This is a genomic window from Clostridium sp. CM038 (assembly GCF_055081105.1).
On record NZ_CM143651.1, the window covers coordinates 3,856,503 to 3,880,707 of the forward strand.

The window sequence follows — 24,205 nt, forward strand, 5'->3', positions numbered from 1 at the left end:
ATCTCCTCCTCGTATGTATAATTATATAATCTTATCACAAAAGCTATCATTAATACAAAAAAGTATATAATATTACAAGTTAGTTTAACGATATTTTAGAATAAAAGTCCTCCTCTTCTATAAGATGGAGTTACGGACTATAACAAAATCGAGTAGGAGGCTAATCATTATTTGATTAGCCGACCTCTCACACCACCCTGCATACCGTTCGGTACAAGGCGGTTCTATAAGAACTAACAAGTTCTAAGATAATATTTCGTTATACTGATTAGACCTAGACTTTCTAGGTCTTTATCTTTATATGCAATATTCATAATTGGACTCTTGGATATTCTCCAATAACTTCTTCGTGTATTTGCATATTCCCAAGACTTTTGTTTTGATAGCCCTCTCTTTTTAAGTTCCTTGAATCTCGTTCTGACCCTTTTCCATTGTTTCCATATACAGAGGCGTATCCTTCTCCTTAACCATCGGTCTAGCTCTTTTGCTATAGTTTTCATATTAGCTATTCTGAAATAATTTATCCATCCTCGAAGTTTCTGATTCAGTTTTTGGAATCTCCATTCTAGGCTTTTCCCATTACTTCTTGAAGTTACTTCTTTGATGTTTTTCTTAAGTTTTTCTATAGCTTTCGGGTGTACACGTACTTGAATTCCACCTTTGCCATTGTAAAATGAAAAACTTAAGTATTTCAGTTTCCATGGCCTAGCTACCTTACTTTTGTTTAGATTTATTTTCAGTTTCAGTTCTTCCTCCAGAAATTTTGTAACTGACCTCATTACTCTTTCCGCAGATCGTTTGCTCTTAACGTAGATATTGCAATCATCTGCAAAACGACAGAACCTTAATCCACGCCTTTCCAGTTCTTTATCCAATTCATTTAGATAAATATTACTGAGTAGCGGACTACATGGACCACCCTGCGGGCATCCGAGGTCTGTTTCTGCGACCACTCCGTTTATCATTACACCTGATTGTAAATATTTCCTTATTAATCTTAATACCTTTTTGTCATCTAAATCCTTGGATAGGATGGACATGAGTTTATCATGATTTACAGTATCAAAATACTTAGATATGTCAATGTCAACGACCCATTTATAACCGTCGTTGATGTGTTCTTTACATTTTTCAATCGCTTGGTGTTGACTTCTTCCTGGTCGGAATCCAAAACTTGTTTCTGAAAACTTTTCCTCGTAGATTGGTGTTAACACTTGGGCTATCGCCTGTTGTACTACCCTGTCTACTACCGTAGGTATTCCTAGAAGTCTTTTCCCACCGTCGGGTTTATCTATTTCTACCCTACGGACTGGCATTGGGGTATAACTTTCTTCTATTAAATCCTTTTGAAGTTGGCTGTTGTTACGTTTTAGGTATTCTAGTAGTTCATCTACTGTCATTCCATCCACGCCACTACTTCCTTTATTTTTCTTCACCTTTTTGTATGCTTTGTTCAAATTGCCACGATGAAGAATTTGCTCCATTAGGTTATTAGTATCTCGTTTCTTGTCGTCTCTTCCATTCCTTGACGCCGAAGAAATACTCATCACTTCTATGTTATCTTGGATTTCCAACCCTACCTCGCATAGATAGTCTTCATTATGAAGTTTTCTGATTTCTACATATTTCTTTGAGTTCTTCAAAATTTTCAAAACCTCCTATAGTTCAGCCCTTCCCAAAATATTTATAAATATTTTGGTACTATGGCGTCGGCTGACTGCTCATGATAAATCTTATTTCAACCATGTATCGAAATACATCTTAACATGTCCATGAGCTCTCCCCGGGTAAGAACGCAATCTTTCTCTCCATGTATCTGCTACATTTACACAGTATATTTTTTTGAATAGTTTTGGGCTTCAATTTGTTTAGCAATTTTACCCAGTATACCATGCCTTATATGTAATTTCTGTTCGTCAGACTGGAAATTTGTCTACACCTGCCTTCAGATTCCTCGTCGCCGAGGACACCCTTGGTGTTCAACTATGTGCTTGGCACTATCAACCCGCACTCGGGACTTTCACCCGTTAGATTACGCCCATGCCGGGCACACTAAAAAACTTCAGAAGGAGTATAAATCTCCTTCTGAAGTCGTCGATGCATTATCTCCGTACCCCTTTAATTTAATTTAATTATAAATTTGCAACCTTTATCTATATCGCGCCCTAAATATATACTTCCTCCATGCTTTTCAATTATTGCCTTTGATATTGCAAGTCCAAGTCCTGTACCACCATTTTTAGAGTTTCTTGTAGAGTCTACCCTAACAAAAGGCTCAAAAATATCTCCTTCAAATTCCTTAGATATTCCTACTCCATCATCTTCAATAATAATTACAGCCGTGCCATCATCTATTAACAGCTTGATACTAATAGTAATCCCTGGACCATTGTATTTAATACTATTTAGTATAATGTTACTTATAGCTCTATCTAAATTTTTTCTATCAAACGGTATTTCAACTTCATCTTCGGTAATATCAAATTCATATTGAACACCTTTTTGCTCCATCATTGGTACATACCCGGCAATAAGTTCTCTTAAAAACTCGCCTACATCATGATTTCCTATATCTAATTTATATTCCGTACTTTCAACACGAGAAAATTCAAAAAGATCTTGAATTAAGTCATTTGCTCGTCTACTATTATTATTAATAACTTTTAATAACTTATTTTTATCTTCTGATGAGATATCCTCATTTTCTAATAAGAATTCTGAATACCCCAATATACTTGTTAATGGATTTTTTAAATCATGAGATATATCAAGAATCATCCTCTTCCTGTTATGTTCCGCTTTTTTCTTTAGTAGCTTTTCTTGCTGTATTTTTTCAGCCATTAGATTAAATGCATCTTTTAGTTGACCTATTTCATTCAAAGAATTAATTTCAACTCTCGCTGAATATTCTCCATTTTTTATAGTATTAACCCCTTGTAATAGTTTTTTTAATGGTTTAACAAAAATCCTTGATGTGAGTTTAGAATAAAGTACCATTGTAGATATTAAAAATATAAATATTATAAAGGGAAATATATTTAAAAAAATATGTCTTGTGTTTTTAGGTTTAGCGGCTTCTTCTATTTGATCTTTATGTTCAAGCCCCCAGGTATATGCGTCAAAAATACTGTCAGGCATAGCAGTTATTAAAATAAAGTCTTTATTTTCTCCATATTTACTAGAATAAAAATAACCATCTTTTAAATTATTAGTAATCATATCATTATAATAATCTAGTGAGTACTTAAATCCTGCTTTATGGTTACTTCCATTTTCCATCACAATAACTAGGTTTTTATCAAGCACTTCAACATATCCCTTATGTTTTATAAAATTCGTTACATTAATATCCTTATAATTTTGTTTTATCATATACTGTGCTGTAGCCTTATCCGTTGATGGATCAACATAATCAATAGAAATGTAAAAAAATAAAGCACCCATGGCTAGCATAAATATTGCAATTATAATAACCAAAAATAAAATGTAATTTTTAAACAATTGAGTTTCCATCTTCTTACTTTTAAAATATGTTGCTATCTTTTTTAATTTATTTCTATTAATCATGGTTCTTCTCCATTTTATATCCTATACCTCTTATTGTTTTTAAATATTTAGGATTTTTAGGGTCGTCTTCAATTTTTTCTCTAATATGGCTTATATGCACCATAATAGTATTAGAATCTCCATAATATGTATTACCCCAAACTATTTCATATAACTGTTTTTTGGTGTATACCTTTCCTGGATTCTCTAAAATAAACCCAAGCAGCCTATATTCCTTTGGATTTAAAACTATCTCTATATTGTTTTTATAAATAATACAACTTTCCTTGTCTAGCATCAACTCTCCAATTATTATTCCAGTTTTATAAGTTTTATTAGAATATTTATAATACCGTCGTAGCTGAGCCTTAACTCGTGCAATTATTTCAATGGGACTAAAAGGTTTTAATACATAATCATCAGCCCCTAGTCCAAGGCCAAGGATTTTATCCGACTCTTCTTCTCTTGCAGTAATAAAAATCACCGGTATTTCGCTAGTTTCCCTAATCTTTTTTAAAACCTTAAATCCATCAATTTTCGGAATCATAACATCAAGTAGTGCAATATCTATATCTTTATTTTCAAATATATTTAAAGCTTGCATACCATCTTCTGCTGTGAATATTTGATATCCTTCTTTTGATAAATGAATCTCTAGCAATTCTCTAATATCCTGTTCATCTTCTACAATTAGAATATTCATCATATATCTCCCCCCAGCTTATATACATTGTACCTCTAAACTGCACTTTAACTCAAATAAAAAAAGAAAAAAGTATATATTACTGGTGCTTGCTCAAATGCATTTTCCATAATATATACCTTTCTCAGCCTGCTAAAATAATGTAAATCATATAATTTCTAATGAAAAAAGAATAGAGGGTATTCCCCCTCTATTCTTTAGAGCTTTCACGGAAACTCCTTAGCTCCTGTGATTACTCATTTTTAGTATCATTAATTTTTGTTGATTCCCCCACTTTTTTTGCATAAAACACTTGACAAGCCTGTAAAATTTTGCGGTCCTCCTCTTAAAGACATGTTTTAATAGGAGGATTATTTTATGCTTAAAAATTGGAGCTCTCATGCTGATTATCAGCAATTTATTATTTTAAATCTCTCATGTTTCTACAAAGCTTTTCCTAAAAAAATTATAGAACTTGAACCTTCTATCTCTAAGTTGTATTGCTTAGACTTAGATATTCTTAGAGAGATATTAAAACCTTATTATTCTAATATTGGTAGACCTGCAACTCTTCAACCTGAGATATTTCGTTCATTTTCTTTAATGCTTTTTCAAAAGGAAACAAGCATTACCAACTGGGTTAAAAAGATTCATGCCTGTGAGTTACTTGCAACCTGTATAGGCTGCACTAAAAATAATGTCCCATCACTTGGTGCTCATTATGATTTTATCTCTAGATTATGGCTTTCAAATCTGTCTACCGACAGGGTAAACCTAAAAAAAATATATTCGTATAAGAAGAAACCCTCTAAAATTAAGGCACCCGGGAAAAATAAAAAGCTTCCTAATAAAAAAACTGGTGTTGTTAAGAGAATTTCAGATTTTTTTGAAGCTGGTCGCTCATTTTCCCTAAGAGCCGAAAGGCTGCTTCAAAAAATATTCTCATTAGTTGCTGTAGAACCCTCTTTTAATCTTAACTTAATAGAAAAAGATAACCTTACAGTTGGCGGCGATGGTACTTGTGTTCACTGTAAGTCTTCTTACTATGGTTCTAAAGTTTGTGACTGCCGTGAAAATGGAATTTACGATTGCAAATGCCCTCGTAGACTTTCTGACATAAATGCTAATTGGGGTTGGGACAGCCATGAAAATCGTTGGTTTTATGGCTACACTCTCTATGCTTTATCTGTCTATAATAAAAAATATAAGATAGATCTACCTATTTATCTACGATTTGTAGAGGCAAGCAGACACGACAGTGTCACTGGAATAGTAGCATTAGCTGAATTTAGAGAACTGTTACCGCAGTTCACTATATCAAATTATGTTCTTGACTCAGCTAATGATAACTACCCTACATATGAATTATGTTCTAAATGGAACATTAATCCCTTTATTGATCTGAACTCCAAAAACAAAGGAAATTCAAAATATCCAGTTACTCTAGATATTAATGAAAAAGGATTTCCTATCTGTATTGGTGGCCATGAAATGGTCTATAACGGTTATGAAAAAAGTCGTTCACGCCTTAAATGGCGTTGCCCTTTAGTTTTAAAAAAGGTTGCTAGTTGCTCTTGCTGTGAACAGTGCTCACCTTCACCTTATGGGCGAGTAATCTACACTAAACCATCATGGGATTTGCGGTTGTTTACTCCTGTGCCTCGCGGCTCAAAACAATGGAAAACTATTTATAAAACTAGAACCTGCTCAGAACGTATAAACAATCGTATTCTAAATGATTATAAAATTCATACTTTACGAATACATGGTAAAAAACGTTATTCATTTATGACTATGATTGCTGGAATTAATATTCATCTAGATGCAAGACTTAAAGTTTCAGGTTTTAGTATTTTAAATTTATTAGAGTAGCTGTTTGACAATTAAGTACTTTTTTCTGAAAATTCCTGCATCGTGTAGGCTTGTTTGCTATACCTATTTTTATTCCTAACTGCTCTCTGAACATAAAAATTATAGCACTATAATGACTCTATACATAATTAAGTTTTACATATTAGTTTCCGTGACTACTCCTTTACTTTATTAAATCATCTCCTGCGGAGCTGCAATATTAACGACTTCAGAAGGAGATTTATACTCCCACTGAAGTTTTCTATTTGTTAGGGTATGTAACTCCCACTTATATATGTGGGAGACTTTCCCTCTGAAATGTCGTTAAAATCTTGTCGTACCGTCTTTCGTAACAATACCTTTGATTAATGACTTAGCTATTATTTTTTCTTGTACTATTTCATACGCATCTAATACCATTTTTACAGATAATTTTTGTTTTTCAACACTACTTGCATAAACAGTTGCAATAGCCTCACCCTTGTTTACAAAATCTCCGATTTTCTTATGAAGAACAATTCCCACTGATAAATCTATTTTGCTTTCTTTAGTTTCACGCCCAGCCCCTAAAACTAAAGCAGCCTTTCCTATGTCGTCAGCTTTTATTCCTTTCACATAGCCTTCATGGATTGATATAATGGGCTCTATAATAGCTGGCACTGGGAATATAGATGGATCGTCTACGTAAGCTGGATTTCCACCTTGTGATACTACAAGTTCTCTTAATTTCTGGATACCTTTTCCTGATTTTATAATATCCACAAGCACTTTTCTCGCCTGCTGCGCGTCCGTTGCTTTTCCTCCTAATACAAGCATATGTGCTCCTAAGGTTAAACAAAGTTCTGTAAGATCTTCTGGACCTTCACCTTTTAATGTATCTATAGCTTCTTTTACTTCTAAAGCATTACCAACTGCGTAACCTAATGGTTGGTCCATATCAGTTATTACACCAATAGTATTCCTACCTACATTAGTTCCTATATCAACCATCTCTCTTGCAAGTTCAAAGGCATCATCCTCATTTTTCATAAATGCACCACTACCTGTTTTTACATCGAGTACTATGGCATCTGCTCCAGAAGCTATTTTTTTACTCATTATACTTCCTGCAATTAAAGACATATTATCAACAGTCCCGGTAACATCACGAAGTGCATATATTTTCTTGTCTGCTGGTGCTAAATCAGCAGTTTGACCACCTATAGCAATTTTGGCTTTGTTTACATTTTGCATAAACTTTTCAATTGACATGGCAACTGAGAAGCCTTCAAAAGATTCTAGCTTGTCAATAGTTCCACCAGTATGTCCGAGTCCTCTTCCTGACATCTTAGCAACTGGCACGCCTGCTGCTGCAACAATAGGCCCAAGTATTAAAGTAGTTGTATCACCTACACCACCAGTACTATGCTTATCAACCTTTACACCTTCAATAGAAGATAAATCAATAGTTTCACCACTATTCACCATTGCCATTGTTAAATCTTTAGTTTCTCTCTTATTCATTTTTTGAAAGTATATAGCCATAAGCAATGCTGAAACTTGATAATCCGGGATAGTTCCATCTGTATATCCGCCAACAAAAAAATTAATTTCTTCTGTAGTAAGTTCGTTGCCATTTCTTTTTTTTATTATTAAATCATTCATTCTCATACTAATCACCCCTAATTATTCATTTTAAATATATTTATATGTCTTCAAATTTAATAATTATAATTTGACTATTTAAATCCCTGGACTATTGCTATAGAACTACTAGCTCCTACTCTACTAGCGCCTGCTTCAATAACAGCTTTTGCATCTTCAGCTGTCCTTACTGCTCCAGACGCTTTAACTCCCATTTCTGGTCCTACAGTCTCTCTCATTAATTTTACATCATGAATTGTTGCTCCACCTGTTGAAAATCCTGTTGAAGTTTTTACGAAGTCCGCTCCAGCTTCTTTAGCTATTTGACATACCCTAACTTTTTGTGCATCTGTTAAAAGACAAGTTTCTATTATTACCTTTACTAGTGCGTATCCTTTACAAGCACCAACTACTGCTTTAATTTCATCTTTTACTACATCAAACTTGTTTGATTTTATAGCACCAACATTAACTACCATATCTATTTCCTGCGCACCATTTTCAATTGCTTGTTTTGCTTCAAATGCTTTAACTTCTTTTGTTGTAGCTCCCAGTGGAAAACCAACAACGATACAAGTTTTTACGTTACTTCCTTCTAATTCTTTTCTTACAAGTGATGCGTAATATGCATTAGCACATACTGAAGCAAATCCGTATTCTTTAGCTTCAGAACAAACTTTTATAATTTGGTCCTCGCAGGCTTCTTGTTTTAATAGTGTATGGTCTATATATTGTTCTATTTTCATATTAATCTTCTCCTTTATTTTTTATAAAATTATTTCCTATATACTTTTCTGATCCTTTTAAGAGAATCTCTGGCAAAATAGTTACTCTTTTAATTTCGGTAGGCTTGTTACTATTTAAATATTCTAATAACATTCTCATACCAATTCTGCCAAGTTCAATAGATGGCCCATTAATAAAACTAATGTTCATCCCTATTATATTTAACATATCAAGCTTATCAAACCCAATAATCGCCATATCACGCGGTACATCTATTTTTTCTTCATAAAAAGCTTTTATGCATCCCAAAATCATGGTATTACTACTTACAAAAATAGCAGTAGGTCTATTATCCATTTTCAATATTTGCTTTGTGATTTCATAAGCAGTTTCATATTTGTAGTCACCATAAAAAATATATTCCTTTGCTACAGGAATATTATTAGCTTCTAATGCTTTTTCATATCCTAGCAATCGTTCTTTTGCAGGTCTAGAATTCATATTTCCTGTAATTATAGCAATTTTTGTGTGACCTGCTTCTATTAAAGTAGTTGTTCCAGCATAAGCCCCTTTTATATGATCTATAAAAACTCCACTAAAATCAAGATACTCAACATGCCCATCAATTAAAATTATTGGAATTTCTAAGCTTTTAAGAGCATTTAAGTTTTCACTATTACCTGAATCTTTGTAGAACGTTGGAGTTATAAGGAGTCCTTGAATCCTTTGCTGCTTAAGAACATTAATAGCTTTTAGTTCCTTATCTTTATTCTCATCAGTATCACAAAGAATTATATTTAGATTATGTTCATCCGCAATTTCAGTTACACCTTTAATAATCTCCCCAAAAAACAAATTGTTTATATCAGGAACTATAACTCCAATAGTATTAGTTTTACTTTTGGATAGGCTTCTAGCTATAGCACTAGGTGTATAATTTAGATCTTTTATTACCTTTTGAACTTTTTTTCTTGTTTCATCTTTTACATAACCTGAATTGTTTAACACTCTTGACACTGTTGCATGTGATACTTTAGACTTTTGCGCAATATCACTTATTGTCACTGTCATTTTAGCCATCCTCACTTTCAGGAAAACGATTGTAAAATTCTAAATAAATACCCTTAAGACTCAATTTTCTGAAATATGTTACCGCTTTCACATTTAGTATACTGCAAGGTTATGTAAATTTCAATAGGATTTATTCGACATTTTTATGAATTTTATAACTCTATGTTTGTCTTTCAAAACATGTAGTCACCATTTGAAATATGTCAGAAATAAATAAGATGTACTTTTGGTACACAAAACAAACGCCTAAGGACTATTTCAAAAAGTATACTTTATGAAATAGTCCTTAATCCACCTTTTGGATGCTGAATGTAAAAATATAACAGGCATTCCAGCATTAACTAATATGATAGAAAGGAATAGGCAATAAAGAAATTCAGAATCTCATTCTCACCATGAATAAATAATATAATATACAAGGTAATCCGATGGCAGATAGTATTGTGATTGCAGTATGTACTTTTTTCTCATCTCGTAATATACACAATAAAAACTTATACCCTAAAATACCAATCAATCCACCCAAACAATTTAGAAATATATCATCAATGTCTGATGCTCCAATGCCTAAAAGCCCCTGAATGATTTCAACAAACAAACTCACTATAAATATAAACAACAAATTGGTTATTACTCTTTTATCATTTTTGAATAATGACAAATATGTACCAAGTGGAATAAAAATAACTATATTGCCACCCACATTACCAAAAGCAAATGCTTTTATATTCGCAGAACTGCCAGTTATATATTGCATTATACTATAAAAAGGAATGAGATTGATTGACCTATGCTCCAAATGCGAAATTCTTGATAACAACAATATTTTACTTAATAAAAGTATGTAACAAATGAAAACACCATATAAAAAGACTGTTTTAATTCTCTCTCGTTTATTCATAATACCTCCATTTATTCCTCTATTGATTTATTTAATGGTGCATGGAAGCTAATCGATATGATGTTCTGTACACTAAAATAAGCGAACTATTAGATATTAAAAAAGCTACGGAAGATTAATAATTTTTCTTAGCTTTTTTTTAGCTACTAAATGAATTTTAGCCCTATTTCAATGTTCTAAATTCATATCCTTTTTCTTTTAAATACCTTATGATTCTAGGTAATGCTTTAGCCGTTTCTTCCTTACCATATGTATCATGCATCAAAAGGACTACCTTTTCAGTAGTTCCTATAGATGCTTTTGTTAACTCGAATATTTCATCTGCAGTTTTCTTTTTCCCCTCTGAATCAAAATCATAGGCATTCCAATCAATCTCATACATATTGTTTTCCTTTAATCTAGTACTAAACTCATCCAAATTAGGGTCATTATAGTGTTTTCTAGACATATATCCACCTGGCATTCTCAGAACTCTTGTATGAAAATCTTGTCCAATAATTCCTCTTATTACCTCATTGGTTTCATTAACTTCATTCATGTAGGTTCCTATATCAATCTTATTCCCAGGATATATCTTTTTTAAATCGTGGCTATATGTATGATTTCCTAAGGCATGACCATCTTCAAAAGCTCTTTTTACTATCTGCTTACTTTTTTCATCAGCTTCTACGCTTTTCCCAATTAAAAAGAAAGTTGCTTTCACTTCTTCTTCATTTAATACATCCAATATTTTAGAAGTCACCGTGACAGATGGCCCATCATCAAAAGTAAGAAAAACCATTTTTTTACCATCTTTCTTACTACTCATTAAACCCTTTAATTTTGAAATATCATAGGTATACTTATCCCCTTTTTCGTTCACATTTGACCCCTTGATAAGACCTCTATCCGTTGTACTACCTTCATTTTTAGGTTTAGTTTCTTCAACATCCTTAACTATTTCTACCCTACTAGCTTGTCCATCTTTATTATAAAAATGATTATATACCTTATAACCCCCAGAAAAACTTCCAATAATTAAGGATAATATTAAAATATTCTTTATTGTTACAAGGCCTTTGTTTTTTCGCCTATTTCTTCTTATCATTTGTGTTATTTGCATTATTTTTTCTCCTCATATAATCTAGTTATGAATTTTATCGCTTTAGTTCTCACAGGGACAATTAAAATGGCCGCCCAAAGCTTCCCATTCCCGTACAGAATATCAATAACGGCTCGGGCTTATTCTCAGCATTTCCCTATTATTTCATAGGTTCAAATTCTGGTTCAGAAGTAAAATTATTTTCATGATCAATAAATGTTATGCATACATTATTATTTTCTAAGTGTACTGAAACTGCTTAGCCATTTTGATCCTTGCTTTGTTTATAACGTACAGGTATATACTATTCCTTTTTTTTAAATAATTATATTAATTTCAATTGTAATTACTTGTAAATTTTTGCAGATTCATAAAATTACCCTTTTCAACCGACCTCCTAAACGACTTAGCAGTTCACTGGCAATTGTCCCAGCATTTTTAGCTAATTGTTGTGCTGTAATTTTCTCTGGGCCATCACAACCAATCAATGTAGCAATTTCATTTTTACGAGCATCAGGAATATCGGTGACATCAACCATGAGTTGATCCATACAAATCCGGCCAATTGTTGGTGCAAAGCAGCCGTGAATCAAGACATAACCCACTCCACAGGAAAGGCTTCTCGGCAGGCCATCTGCAAAACCTATAGGAAGAATGGCAACGCGGGTCTCCCTTTGTGCAATAAATTGACGGCCATAGCTGACACTTTCTCCTGTATAAATTGTTTTTACGAGTACAATTCTCGCTTTTAAAGCCAGAACAGGTTGCAAATTTATCTGCATTCTTGTTTTATTATCGGGCGAACTTAATGCACCGTATAGTGCATCTCCGATTCTGACATAATCGCATTGGAGTTCTGGATAGTTCAAGACTCCATAACTGCTTTGAATGTGAATTTTAGGTAATGTATGCCCAAGTTTCTCAAGCCGATGCAACAGTGCATAAAAACTATGAAATTGATTTATGGTAAATTCAGTATCATCTGCTTTTGTGCTATCTGCGACGCATAGATGAGTGAAAATTCCACAAACCTTCAAATTCTCGCATCCCAGGATTTTATCAATCTCCATCGTGTTGTTGCAGCGTTCACCCAAACGATGCATACCAGTATCAATTTTGATGTGAACCTGTATAAGTTTTCCGAACACATTAAGCTGTTTTGCGTGGTCATAATCGGTTATCGTCTGCATCAAATTGTAACAAAGCATTTCTCTAGACCTCTTCGGTGAGGTATAACCTAAAATCAGTATATTGCCTTCAATTCCGTGCATCCGCAAATGGATAGCCTCGTCTATTGTGGCAACAGCGAAAGATTTAACGCCCAATTGGTTTAGATTGGCTGCTACCTCCACATCGCCGTGCCCATAGGCATTGGCTTTCACAACAGCCATCAATTCGCATCCATCTGAAAGAACCTCACTTAAGGCTTTCACATTATGTTTTAAGTTGGTTAAATTGATTTCAATCCACGCTCTGTCCATATGTGTTTGTTTTGAATTAAATTCCATTCTTTTCGTTTTTTTTAAAATCATACTGCTAAGGTTCGCAGTATCTTTAGGGTCTAATGTTAGTGTCCTCATCGTCTCATCTCCAGCATTATTAGGGAATCTACAATTTTATCAAAAGTCATACCAATTCCTTTAAGCATATTGGGATAGCGGCTATGAGAAGTAAACCCGGGAATGGTATTGACTTCATTAAAAATGATATCTCTATCCGGTGTTAAAAATAGGTCTACCCGTGCAAATCCGGAACATCGCAGCGCCTGATAAATTATGACAGATGTCCGCTTGATCCGCACAGCCATATCTGCGTCAATGCGGGCAGGCATATGAATTTGGGAGGTTTTCGGGGTGTATTTTTCGATATAATCATTAAACCCATTCGACAGTTCTATCTCATCCACCTCTCCAATAGTAAGTGAATCATTGCCAAGGACAGCGCAACCAACTTCGAATCCATTGATTGCTTCCTCTATGAGGATCTTATTGTCATACTGAAAGGCGACAGCGATCGCACCTTGAAGTTCGCTCTCTTGCGAAACCTTTGTGATGCCAAGAGAGGACCCTCCACTTACGGGTTTAACAAACATTGGAAATTTTAAGGGAACAATCCGCTCCATCAGTTCTGCATCGGAAATCTTAGATCTAAGCAAAATTGATGGGGGCGTTTTTACTCCAGCCAAATGAACGATTTTATGGGCAATGTCTTTGTCCATGCACATTGCCGAGCTCAACGTGTCGCATCCTAAAAAAGGGATACCAGCCATCGTCAATAAACCTTGTACTGTTCCGTCCTCACCGTTTTTTCCATGAAGGACGGGAAAAACCACATCAATTCTGGTCGCAATTATCTTATCATCATAAAACTCAAGCATCCCATGAATATGCCGATCAGGTGAAATAATAGCCGGAACACAGGCCCCAATATCCATCCATGTATTGTCACGAATTTGCTCCGGTGAACCATCATATCTCATCCAAACTCCCCACCGCGTAATACCGATTAGGATTACATCGTAATATTCCAGGTTAAGGCTTATAATAACAGAATAAGCAGATTGTAAGGAAACCTCATATTCGCTAGAACATCCCCCAAATATGATTGCAATTGTTTTCTTTTTCATTGTATTATTCTCCTTTTTCTATAATTTCTATATCATCATGTAACTGATATCCTATTTCACATATATTGTTATAAAGAAGACTATCGTAAAACTGTTGTAATTTTTCATCTGACTTTCTTTGATAAATAGATACCTGCTGAAATACATTGCACCCTTTTCTATAATAGGATATATCTCGATCAAATATTTCGTACGTGAAATCTAGCTCTTTATTTGTCAAAATACAACCCTGCATATAGCTGTCATTGAATGTAATCTTTATTTGGAATATGGAATTTGTCTCATTTTTAACCTTTAAATCCAACCACCCCTCACTGACAGTAGCATCCGTAGCTTCGGGAATATCACTTGCTTCTGATGAAAATGTTTTAATATCGTGGGTATGTCTCTCTACAATTGTAAGTGGGGTGTGAATCAGCAACCAAAAAATTAAATTACTTAATTGACAAAGTCCACCACCATACTCCCCTACTATTTTTCCATCCTGTAAGACTAATCCATCTTTATAATTTTCATAACGGTCGGCTGATTTGACAAGTTGCCAAAAGGAAAAGGTTTCTCCAGGTTGTATTAAAATATTGTTAACTGTTTTGGCAGCAAGTTTTAGGTTATATACTTTATTAATTTGATATTGTAAATCAAATCCACTGTTGTCGTTTATCAACAAAGACCCTGCTTCGAATACCTTGTAGGGTAATTCATTATCTTCTTTCGTTTTCGCATAGCTGTTTTTATCAAAATACATATGTATGTAGAAGAAATTTTTTCTTTGCATTTTTCTAAGTGGCAATAAAAATGGGAATATCTGTGTAATTCTCTTTCGTGTCATATAATCTATCCTTCCATCTATTTATTTGTAATATCTTTTCCTTACTCTCTAATATTACAAGAATTAGTTTAAGAAAATTGTAATTAAATCTTAAGATTTCTTAAGATTACAACTTATTAAGCAATATAATTAAACAATAGTTTTAATTTTTTTTTGTAGCATTTTTGTTAATTTTATCATTTGCATCATATGGAGATATATTCATTATTGAAAACAAATCTGAAAATAGCCTACGTGCTGCTGGTACTGCTGTCTGTCTCGCATAATATTTCATTGAGTTTGGCTCCTCTATAGTAGCTATTGAGCTTACCTTTGTATTACTTGAAGGGTCCATACCTACAGTTGAATTTACAGTAATTATATTTAAATACAACAATACAGTATCCTGCATTTATCATATTATAAATTAGGTAATCATTATACGAGTAGTGTTGTTAATAAGTTTTTATGGGAAGCTTATTTTTTTCCTAAGTTGTTGTACACTGTTAATGCATCGGTAATATTGTACTGCTCAGATTTGTGATTTCCCTTAGCACCGACTGTAATCAAAATATATTCTTTCCCGCCTACTTTAGCGAGACTTGCGAGGCATAGACCAGCCTTATCGGTATACCCAGTTTTTCCTCCTAAAATTTTTCCGCCACCAATATTTGAACCGTTAAGTTTTTCAAACATTGTACTGTTAAATGTTATCCCATCAGGGTGCTTATTCGTGGATTGGGTTGAATAGCTGGAAGAAGTGAAAATCTTACGGAATGTATCATTTTTAAGTGCATAGCTAAGAATTATAGTCATATCCTTAACCGTTGTATAGTGATTTTTATTGTCAAGTCCAGTCACATTGTCAAAATGGGTGTTATTCATACCGAGCTCTGCCGCCTTTTGGTTCATCATCTTTACAAAGTTCTGCTCTGAACCAGCAATTTTGTTGGCAAGCCCAATAGAACACTCCCCACCACTTGGTAGCAGCGCCCCGTATAGCAGGTCAATTGCACTGACTTGCTCATTCGGTAAGAAGCCGGCCATTGAAGCATCTGCATTGTACAGCTTTTTAAACATAGAATTAGGGAGTTCTATCTTTTCCTGCAAATTTGACAAATTTTCTATTGCAACAATTGCGGTAATTATTTTGGTCAAGGACGCAGGATTAATTTTTTCTTCACTCTTTTTCTGCATCATGATAGTGTGATCATTTAAGCAGACCAGAATCGCATGAGGACTATTCAGATTATTTGAAGATATAGAACTAGATGGGTCAGATGCTACCATTACCGAGGGCCTCAGCGTGGTTTTATTATCGCCACTCTTATCATGTAAAGATCGGCCTCCAACGATAGTAATAGATTTATATACGAGAAGGACAATGACAACCATCAATAATAATGACAAAAAAATTACTTTTGTTTTCTTCTTAGGTTTTTTAAGCATAATAAAACATCTCCTTATTTTGTGCTGGTTTTGTTTAATCACAGAAGATTGCACTTTTCTTCTCTTATGTATTATTTATTCATCACGTTTTACAGGAGTAAAATTATAAACTCCTTAATTTAATATTTTTAAAACTCATCCTTTTAACCATTTAAAGGATTGCTATTTTAATAACCTGTTTATTTTATGGTATTTACATATCTCGCCTTACCCTCAAAATATATATCTCACCTGGATGTTACCTTTCCATATCTCTGCACCTAGTTTATTATCATGTTCAAAACATATTTACTCTTCAAAGCTTGTACATTACCTTCTTCACTATCTTATTTCTAATATTACCAAAAGGAGTTTAAGAAAATTGTAATTAATTCTTAAGATTTCTTAAGATTACAATTTATTAAGAAATATTATTACAAAGCTTTGGTCCCAATTCTCATATTATAAACAACCGCTCCATAAAAAAAATAAAAAGGCTACATTCCTTTAAATTATCTTAAAGGGAATGTAGCCTTTTTATTTGGATATTTATTCTGAAGTCATAAATTGACTTTATTAAGAATTTTGCGGTAACTTCTAAATTTTTTTACCATTTTATATACCCAAAATCCTAAAATTGATCCTAAAACATTTAATATAATATCATCAATATCCAAGAACCTAAACTAAAAACTAACTGTATTATTTCAATTGATAAACTTACTGCAATTGTATAAAGAAGATATTTTTCAACTTGTTATATTCATTAAATACCTGTAGCCTAAGATGCTTTTATATTAATAGCTACAGATGTGAATTAACCTATACCATCCTTAGGTAATTCACTTTATTACTCTTATATCAGCTATTTATGGAAGCTTATTACCCGCTGCCCTATATATCTCATACCACTCAATCCTTGTTAGTTTAACCTGCGAGGCCTTACAAATATCCTTTAAACGCTTTTGGTTTGTTGTACCCACTAATGGCTGGATTTTAGCAGGATGCCTTAGAATCCAAGTAATTGCAATTGCTGTATTTGATACACCTCTAGTAGCTGCAATTTCGTTTATTTTATTGTTTAGCTCTGGGAATTTATCACCTTATTAACTATCCAAGGGCAATTTAATTATAAAAGCAGTTCTCTCATAATTGCTTTCAACAAAAATTTCACCTTCATGAAGCTCTATTATACTTTTGGTTATAGCGAGACCTAATCCTGAACCTCCAGTAAATCCTGAACGTGATTTTTCAACTCTATAGAACCTTTCAAAAATAAAAGGTACATCTATACTTGGTATTGGCTCACCATAATTAATTATCTCTATAACCGCACTATTATTTTCTTTCCTAGTACATATGTCAATATACTCAGTCCCACTACCATAGTTCATGCCATTAGAAATTAGATTTTCAAATGCCCTAGCCATTTTAACTGCATCAGCCACTATTAAGAGTTTATCCTCCGAAAAATATGTCCTACACTCTATATCTACTTTTCTAAACTCTAGCCTAAATTCCAATACCATTTGATTTATTAGTTCAATTACGTTTATTAATTCTTTATTTAATTTTAAAGTACTATTCCTCATTATAGTATACTGAAATAAATCATTGATTAAATTATTCAATCGTTTTGATTTTTCATAGGCAATATTTACATAATATCTAAGTTCAACTTCATCTTTATATTTATCCTTATCTATGAGTTCAAGATACCCTAGTATTGATGTTAATGGAGTACGTAAATCATGAGATACATTTGTTATTAATTCATACTTTGTTTGTTCGGATCTCCGCTCTTCCTCTATTGATTTATTTAATTTTTCTATTATTTCATTCATATTTTTAGCTATTTTCCCTAGCTCTGCTTTCGATTGTTCTGGTATCTTTTTATCTATCCTACCCTCTGCTATAGCTTTTATATGTTCATCGACTTCTACAAAGTACTTAATCTTCTTGTAAATTAATAAATGGGAATAACTTATAAAAATTATTATCCATAGTGCAATTGCTATCTTTATAAAATCGTAATGTAGCCTTGCCCTATAAATTCTATCTAAAACTTGTTGTGAATAGATTGCACCTATTTCCAAAAAAAACTTCCACATAATATACATTACTGCCATTGTTAATGTTGATAATAGAAAAGCAAGTAATATATTAAAAACTACTTTTAACTCTAATTTATATATAAGTTTTCTTTTCAATTTTATACCCTACTCCCCATATAGTATGAATAAGTTTCTCACCATCTAAAACCTCATCAAGCTTATCTCTTAATTTACTCATGTGAGTCATAACTGTATTATTAGATTGATAATATTTTTCCTTCCAAACCCTTTGAAATATTTCTTCTGCACTAAAAACTCTCCCTGGATTATTAGCTAAGACGTGTAATATTTCGAACTCTGTAGAAGTTAAAGCAATAATCTTATTATATACTTCTACCTGATGAGTGGATTTTTTAATTTTAAGTGGTCCTATAACTATAATATCTCTATCTTTTAATTCGTCGCTATTTTTATCGAATTCGTAAATTCTTCTAAATATAGACTTAACTCTAACCATAAGCTCTAAAGGATTAAATGGTTTTACCATATAATCATCAGCTCCTGACAATAGCCCTTTTATTTTATCTGAATCTTGATTTTTAGCACTTAACATAATTATAGGTATATTAAGCTTCTCGCGAACTTTGTTACACACTTCTATACCATCAATTTTAGGCATCATTATATCTAGTATTATAAGATTTATATTATAATTATCTATAACCTGCAAAGCTTGTTCCCCATCATATGCTTTGTAAATATTATGTCCTTCATTGGTTAAATATATTTCAATTAAATTAACTATTTCTTTATCATCATCTACAACTAATATATTTTTACCCATATAATCACTCCATTTATTTGTTCAGATAGCATTTTGTTCAATATATAACTTCTAAGCGTACTGAAGGTTGAAACTTATACATTTTTAATAAGTATATAACTTAAAAATATATTTGTCGAACATAAATATAGAAACACAAAATATGGAGGATTTATTCCAAGTTCATTTACTAAAAACACAGGTAATATCATACCAAACATACTTTGATTATATGCTTTGATTGTTTAAAATCCTAAAAACTCCTCCAAAATAATATCTTTTGAGTAAATTTTCTCTGAATTCTCAACACCTACATACCTTACATGCCAAGGTTCATAATTATAACCTGTAATATCTTCTTTTCCTTTTCCATACCTTATTATAAATCCAAATTTATAAGCATTCTCTTGAAGCCATTTACCTTCTTTAGTGTTTTCAAAACCTGTACTCTTTTCAGCATTAGTTATATCCATTGCTAACCCTGATTGATGCTCACTTTTACCTGCCGTTGCCACATACTTATATGTATACCCTTTCCCTCTTATTTTAATACTATTTTCATATAACTCTTTTTGAGTTGCATAAGACCTATAACCAGATAATGCATAAAGTATAATTCCTTCCTCCTCACCTTTATCAAATAGTCTTTTAAGTGCATCTACTGCATTCCCTTCCATTTGCATTTCTTCATTTGACACGTTAGGATAAATTTTAACCTTTGCCACTTTTAAATTATGTGGAACATAATCCTTATCCAGAGTATTTTTTCTATTCACTAACACTAACTCTCCATCATCTACATTGCTATTGTCATTAGACATATCTTTAATAGCTTCAATATAAGCATTCCTTTCAATTATATCCCCTATAACTTTTATACTACCATATTTGCTATTTATATACATTAAGCATACAATTCCTAAAATCAAAATCACTCCGATTTTCTTCTTCACCTTAAACTCCTCCTTATTTACTTTTAAAACTTAATTTCAAGTAAATAACACATTTATTTTATTTGAAATTTTTCAACAAAGTAAAATGCATATTCCTTACTTTCTTATATTACAAAAAGGAGTTTAAGAAAATTGTAATTAAACCTTAAGATTTCTTAAGATTACGGTATGATTATCTTTATGTAGAATACAGCTACACCTTCAAGCTTCATTATTATGTATAAGTAAACAATAAAAAATGGTTAATTTAAACATTTTAGTATTTATTGAATCAATCATTACATACAAATCTTTAGGATAATATATTTCTTTAAAGGACAATATATTAATGAATTAAAATTATTAATATATGGAGGTATTATATATGAGCATACTTGATGGATTTTTTGAAAAAGGTGATTCCGCTGTCAAAAAAACTACTAATGATACCGCAAACCTTAGTCTGCGCAAAGAAGAGCTTGATATTTCGAAAAGCAGAGTACAAAAAGGTGATGTAGAAATTAGTAAGGAAATTTTAGAAGAACATAAAAAAGTTGAAGTACCCGTAACACGTGAAGAAGTAGTAATTGAAAGAAGAACCTTAAACAATGAAGCAAGTGATTCTCCTATTACTAGTGAAGAAACCATTAACATTCCTGTAAGTGAGGAGAAAGTTAATGTAGGTAAACATACAGTAATAACAGGTGAAATTTCAGCTCATAAACACGAAATTGAAAATACAGTGCATATAGATGAGACCCTTAAACGAGAAGAAGCTCGAATAAATAAAATTGGTGATGTCAATATAATTGACAATGGAACCGATCAAAAATAATAAATTAGAAAACACCTCACTAATGACTCGTGAGGTGTTTTTAAAGATAAGTGGAGGGAAAAAGCATGGCAAAGGATTCCACAGAAAACAAAAACGGTAAATATATGCCAAAAGTAGCTGCTTTGAAACAAAGCATATGTGACCCTAATAAAAATGTTACCCTTAAAATTAAAGAAGAACAACTTGATATCTCTAAAGAGTGGATGCAAACAGGAGATGTTAAGATTTATAGAGAGTCTTCTACGCTACAAAAAAGTTTTACTGTGCCTGTTGAACTCGTAGATCTTGTAATAGAACATACAATTCCTGCAGATATTACTACAAAACACAAAGATATGCATACAGAAGTAATACGCATCCCTCTTAGTGAAGAAAGTATCGAATTTACAAAACACAAAGTTACTTTAGAAGATGTATCCATATATAAACAGAAGATACAAGATATAAAAATCATTGAAGCAACATTAAAAAGAGAAGAAGCTAAAGTTAAGATATCTGGCTCCCTAAGAATTAAAGACTAATTAAGTTTAAAGCGCTTTTAATTTCTAAATTTTATGTTACTTTTTCAAAGATTGAAAATATCCACATAAGTATATTAGGATGAATAGCTCTAGAATCTAGAAATTAAACCATCACCGTGTTATTGAAAACTCACTGCGATGGTTATTTCCATATTTTTCAATGTAATACCTTATTTAATCAAATCTATATGTTCTATATTCCTTATAGTTAGATACGCAATAAATACTCCTACAATAGAAAGTGCTATTGGTATTGCAATAATATCACCTAATGAGTACCCTCCATTATTAGAACATACAATAGATACTATTAATATTGAAGATATTATTGTAGTAGGTACCGATTTTTTTCTCATCCCAAAATATATAGGAATTAGTCCCATACCGGTAGAAGCTAAAGCATTAATGCCAATAGTCATAAAACTCCTTATTATCGTGGAACTGGTTAATTTATCAGGCGTAAAATTGTAAAAGTTATTAATAATGCATAAAACAAAATCTATAAAGATATTAGATAAAACTGTAGATATAAAAGTGAATAACACCACAATGAGCAGTTTAGCTATGATCAACTTTTTTCTACTTATAGGATACATAAACAATACCGTAATTGTATTGCTCTTATATTCTTCAATTATGAACCTGGCAATAAGCACTGAAGCAAATATTATAAAAGTAGCTTTTACCGTGGTATCAACCATTGAAAAAGTAAAAGGAAGGCTAGTGAAGTCTATGTCCCCTACATTTTTTGATACAACAATTGTCATTGCGAATATAGCTATTATAACTATGTTTGCGATTATGGCTCCTTTTATATATCCCCCCATCTTAACCTTTTTCATTTCTAATTTCATTAATTTAAACATCCATGTCATCTCCATGTAATAAATTTTAAAAGTGTATTTACCATTTTTTATACCTCTAAATCTACTTGCGGTTCCTTAATCAAGTTACTTCTAACAACCTGTACTCATTACTGTACTTACCCTTCCCATCATTGATAAATGCAAGAAGTTTCAACTTCAGTTATTCCTCCGTCAATATACAAATTTGCTAAATATTATTTAATAACATCTACATGTTCTATATTCCTTATAGATAGATACGCAATAAATACTCCTATAATAGAAAGTGCTATTGATATTGCAATACTATTACTTAATGAATGACCGCCCCTATCGCCACATACAATAGATACTATTAATATTGAAGATACTATTGTAACAGGTACTGATTTTTTTCTCATTCCAAAATATAGAGGAATTAGTCCCATACCGCTAGATGCTAAAGCATTAATACCAATAGTCATAAAGTTACTCATTATTAATGAGCTGGTTAATTTGTCAGGCGTAAAGTTATAAAAATTATTAACAATACATAAAACAAAATCTATAAAAATATTAGATAAAACTGTAGAAATAAAAGTGAATACTACCACAATAAGTAGTTTAGCTATAATCAACTTTTTTCTACTTATAGGATACATAAACAATACCGTAATTGTATTGCTTTTATATTCTTCAATTATGAACCTAGCAATAAGCACTGAAGCAAATATTATAAAAGTACCTTTTACCATGCCATCAACAAATGAAAAAGTAAAGGGGATGCTAGTAAACTCTACACCGCCTTCATTTTTTGTTGAAAAAATCATTACTGCCAGCAGCGCTATTATAACTATATTTGCGATTATAACCCCTTTTATATTTCGCCATACCTTACTCTTTTTCATTTCTAATTTTATTAATTTAAGAATTTATGTCACCTCCATTTAACAAGTTTAAGAAGTGTTCTTCTAATGAACTGTTTTTCTTAGTTATTTCTTCAATGAGAACATCATTTAAAACTAAGGTTTTAGATATAATGCTTTGTGGTACTGTAGCTTCATATATCCTTATTACACCAATATCCAGAACTTTAAAATTGGATATATTAAGATTGTTTGATAGAATATACGACGCTTTTTTGTAATCTTTAGTAACCAGTTCTATATATTCTGTATTACTTTCTCTGATGCTTTGCATAGAAACTTCTTCTATTAATCTACCACTATTTATAACTCCTATGGTATCCGCTATTTGCTCAATTTCTCCTAAACTATGACTAGATAACAATATAGTTATTCCGTACTCCTTACTCAACATTTTAAATAAATTTCTTAAATCCTTAATGCCTATTGGGTCAAGTCCATTGATAGGTTCGTCTAGTATTAATAATTCTGGCTTGGTTGTGATTGCTCTTGCAATTCCGAGCCTTTGCTTCATACCAAGAGAAAAATCTTTAACTAGTTTATTATCAATATTTTTTAGATTTACAAGATCTATCGCTTTATCAATTGCTCCCTTATCGTGGTAACCCATGTACCCACAGTGAAGCTCCAAATTTTCTCTGGCTGTAAGCCTTTCATAAAACACGGGATATTCAATGATAGAACCAAGCCTTTTTAAAACCTCATAGGAGGTATCTGTAAGCTTTTCGCCGAAAATTTCAACTTCACCACTTGTAGGCTTAACTAGATTTGTCATTATCTTCATTATTGTTGTTTTCCCTGCACCATTTGGTCCTAGAAACCCATAAATTTCACCCTTTTTAATATTCATATTCACATTTGCTACCACTTCTTTGCCATTATATGTTTTAGTCAGATTACTAGTTTTTAGTATATATTCCATTTTATCTCCCCCTTCAACCACTTTC

Annotated in this window: 22 protein-coding genes and 1 pseudogene; 3 read left to right on the forward strand and 20 right to left on the reverse strand. The window is 32.2% G+C overall.

Annotated features, from left to right (window positions below; translation table 11 throughout):
- Positions 1–233: 233 nt before the first annotated feature.
- The 3 genes from ltrA to ACWJKS_RS17820 all read right to left on the reverse strand — a co-directional run bounded on the left by ltrA (position 234) and on the right by ACWJKS_RS17820 (position 4,249).
- Positions 234–1,643: a group II intron reverse transcriptase/maturase gene (gene ltrA / locus ACWJKS_RS17810; RefSeq protein ID WP_165415056.1), complete on the reverse strand. Its 1,410-nt coding sequence runs from the start codon at positions 1,641–1,643 to the stop codon at positions 234–236.
- 475 nt (positions 1,644–2,118) lie between these two features.
- Entirely contained in the window at positions 2,119–3,567 is a 1,449-nt protein-coding gene (locus ACWJKS_RS17815; protein WP_220286265.1) for a HAMP domain-containing sensor histidine kinase, read from the reverse strand.
- A complete protein-coding gene (locus tag ACWJKS_RS17820; protein ID WP_216303795.1) occupies positions 3,560–4,249 on the reverse strand; it encodes a response regulator transcription factor in 690 nt (229 codons plus the stop codon). Before ACWJKS_RS17820 ends, ACWJKS_RS17815 begins: the two co-directional genes overlap by 8 nt.
- A 357-nt stretch (positions 4,250–4,606) precedes the next feature.
- On the opposite strand from ACWJKS_RS17820, the gene ACWJKS_RS17825 reads away from it, so the two are divergent.
- A complete protein-coding gene (locus tag ACWJKS_RS17825) occupies positions 4,607–6,100 on the forward strand; it encodes a hypothetical protein (protein WP_462959674.1) in 1,494 nt (497 codons plus the stop codon).
- 303 nt (positions 6,101–6,403) lie between these two features.
- On the opposite strand, the gene ACWJKS_RS17830 is transcribed toward ACWJKS_RS17825, so the two are convergent.
- The 14 genes and pseudogenes from ACWJKS_RS17830 to ACWJKS_RS17895 all read right to left on the reverse strand — a co-directional run bounded on the left by ACWJKS_RS17830 (position 6,404) and on the right by ACWJKS_RS17895 (position 20,173).
- Positions 6,404–7,729: a pyrimidine-nucleoside phosphorylase gene (locus tag ACWJKS_RS17830; RefSeq protein ID WP_216302050.1), complete on the reverse strand. Its 1,326-nt coding sequence runs from the start codon at positions 7,727–7,729 to the stop codon at positions 6,404–6,406.
- Positions 7,730–7,797: 68 nt separating this feature from the next.
- Entirely contained in the window at positions 7,798–8,448 is a 651-nt protein-coding gene (gene deoC, locus ACWJKS_RS17835) for a deoxyribose-phosphate aldolase (protein WP_216302051.1), read from the reverse strand.
- A 1-nt stretch (position 8,449) separates the two neighbouring features.
- Positions 8,450–9,499 carry a LacI family DNA-binding transcriptional regulator gene (locus ACWJKS_RS17840; protein WP_220319871.1) on the reverse strand — a complete coding sequence of 350 codons (1,050 nt, stop codon included), beginning with the start codon at positions 9,497–9,499 and terminating at the stop codon, positions 8,450–8,452.
- Positions 9,500–9,875: 376 nt separating this feature from the next.
- Entirely contained in the window at positions 9,876–10,400 is a 525-nt protein-coding gene (locus ACWJKS_RS17845; protein WP_216302053.1) for a VanZ family protein, read from the reverse strand.
- A gap of 163 nt (positions 10,401–10,563) precedes the next feature.
- On the reverse strand, positions 10,564–11,502 hold the full coding sequence (locus ACWJKS_RS17850) for a polysaccharide deacetylase family protein (protein WP_462952663.1): 939 nt from the start codon (positions 11,500–11,502) through the stop codon (positions 10,564–10,566).
- Between the two features lie 347 nt (positions 11,503–11,849).
- Complete coding sequence (vanT, locus tag ACWJKS_RS17855) at positions 11,850–13,061, reverse strand: serine racemase VanT catalytic subunit (protein ID WP_220319872.1); 1,212 nt, start codon at positions 13,059–13,061, stop codon at positions 11,850–11,852.
- Positions 13,058–14,107, reverse strand: a complete 1,050-nt coding sequence (gene vanG, locus ACWJKS_RS17860) for a D-alanine--D-serine ligase VanG (RefSeq protein ID WP_462960115.1) — start codon at positions 14,105–14,107, stop codon at positions 13,058–13,060. Before vanG ends, vanT begins: the two co-directional genes overlap by 4 nt.
- 4 nt (positions 14,108–14,111) lie before the next feature.
- Positions 14,112–14,936 (reverse strand): glycopeptide resistance accessory protein VanW, encoded by an 825-nt coding sequence (vanW, locus tag ACWJKS_RS17865; RefSeq protein ID WP_462960116.1) that lies wholly within the window; start codon positions 14,934–14,936, stop codon positions 14,112–14,114.
- A gap of 142 nt (positions 14,937–15,078) precedes the next feature.
- Entirely contained in the window at positions 15,079–15,312 is a 234-nt protein-coding gene (locus ACWJKS_RS17870; RefSeq protein ID WP_216302057.1) for a hypothetical protein, read from the reverse strand.
- Positions 15,313–15,392: 80 nt separating this feature from the next.
- The gene (locus ACWJKS_RS17875) at positions 15,393–16,364 is read right to left on the reverse strand and encodes a D-alanyl-D-alanine carboxypeptidase family protein (RefSeq protein ID WP_462960117.1); all 972 of its coding nucleotides are present in this window, start codon (positions 16,362–16,364) and stop codon (positions 15,393–15,395) included.
- Positions 16,365–17,212: 848 nt separating this feature from the next.
- Positions 17,213–17,443 (reverse strand): annotated as a pseudogene (locus ACWJKS_RS17880) (aldo/keto reductase); the annotation flags it as partial.
- Between the two features lie 6 nt (positions 17,444–17,449).
- Positions 17,450–18,553 carry a sensor histidine kinase gene (locus ACWJKS_RS17885; RefSeq protein ID WP_462960118.1) on the reverse strand — a complete coding sequence of 368 codons (1,104 nt, stop codon included), beginning with the start codon at positions 18,551–18,553 and terminating at the stop codon, positions 17,450–17,452.
- Positions 18,531–19,241 carry a response regulator transcription factor gene (locus ACWJKS_RS17890; RefSeq protein ID WP_216302060.1) on the reverse strand — a complete coding sequence of 237 codons (711 nt, stop codon included), beginning with the start codon at positions 19,239–19,241 and terminating at the stop codon, positions 18,531–18,533. The genes ACWJKS_RS17885 and ACWJKS_RS17890 overlap by 23 nt, the downstream gene beginning before the upstream one ends.
- 224 nt (positions 19,242–19,465) lie before the next feature.
- Positions 19,466–20,173, reverse strand: a complete 708-nt coding sequence (locus ACWJKS_RS17895) for a M15 family metallopeptidase (protein ID WP_462960119.1) — start codon at positions 20,171–20,173, stop codon at positions 19,466–19,468.
- Positions 20,174–20,537: 364 nt separating this feature from the next.
- Here ACWJKS_RS17895 and ACWJKS_RS17900 point away from each other — a divergent pair, with 364 nt between their 5' ends.
- The gene (locus ACWJKS_RS17900; protein ID WP_462960120.1) at positions 20,538–20,987 is read left to right on the forward strand and encodes a YsnF/AvaK domain-containing protein; all 450 of its coding nucleotides are present in this window, start codon (positions 20,538–20,540) and stop codon (positions 20,985–20,987) included.
- Between the two features lie 65 nt (positions 20,988–21,052).
- Complete coding sequence (locus ACWJKS_RS17905; protein WP_462960121.1) at positions 21,053–21,508, forward strand: YsnF/AvaK domain-containing protein; 456 nt, start codon at positions 21,053–21,055, stop codon at positions 21,506–21,508.
- Between the two features lie 170 nt (positions 21,509–21,678).
- Here the strand turns inward: ACWJKS_RS17905 and ACWJKS_RS17910 are convergent, their stop codons facing one another.
- From ACWJKS_RS17910 to ACWJKS_RS17920, 3 genes are all read right to left on the reverse strand, one after another.
- A complete protein-coding gene (locus ACWJKS_RS17910; protein WP_462960122.1) occupies positions 21,679–22,374 on the reverse strand; it encodes an ABC transporter permease in 696 nt (231 codons plus the stop codon).
- A 194-nt stretch (positions 22,375–22,568) separates the two neighbouring features.
- Positions 22,569–23,264, reverse strand: a complete 696-nt coding sequence (locus ACWJKS_RS17915) for an ABC transporter permease (protein ID WP_220319896.1) — start codon at positions 23,262–23,264, stop codon at positions 22,569–22,571.
- Complete coding sequence (locus tag ACWJKS_RS17920; RefSeq protein ID WP_216302063.1) at positions 23,257–24,180, reverse strand: ABC transporter ATP-binding protein; 924 nt, start codon at positions 24,178–24,180, stop codon at positions 23,257–23,259. The genes ACWJKS_RS17915 and ACWJKS_RS17920 overlap by 8 nt, the downstream gene beginning before the upstream one ends.
- Positions 24,181–24,205 lie beyond the last annotated feature (25 nt).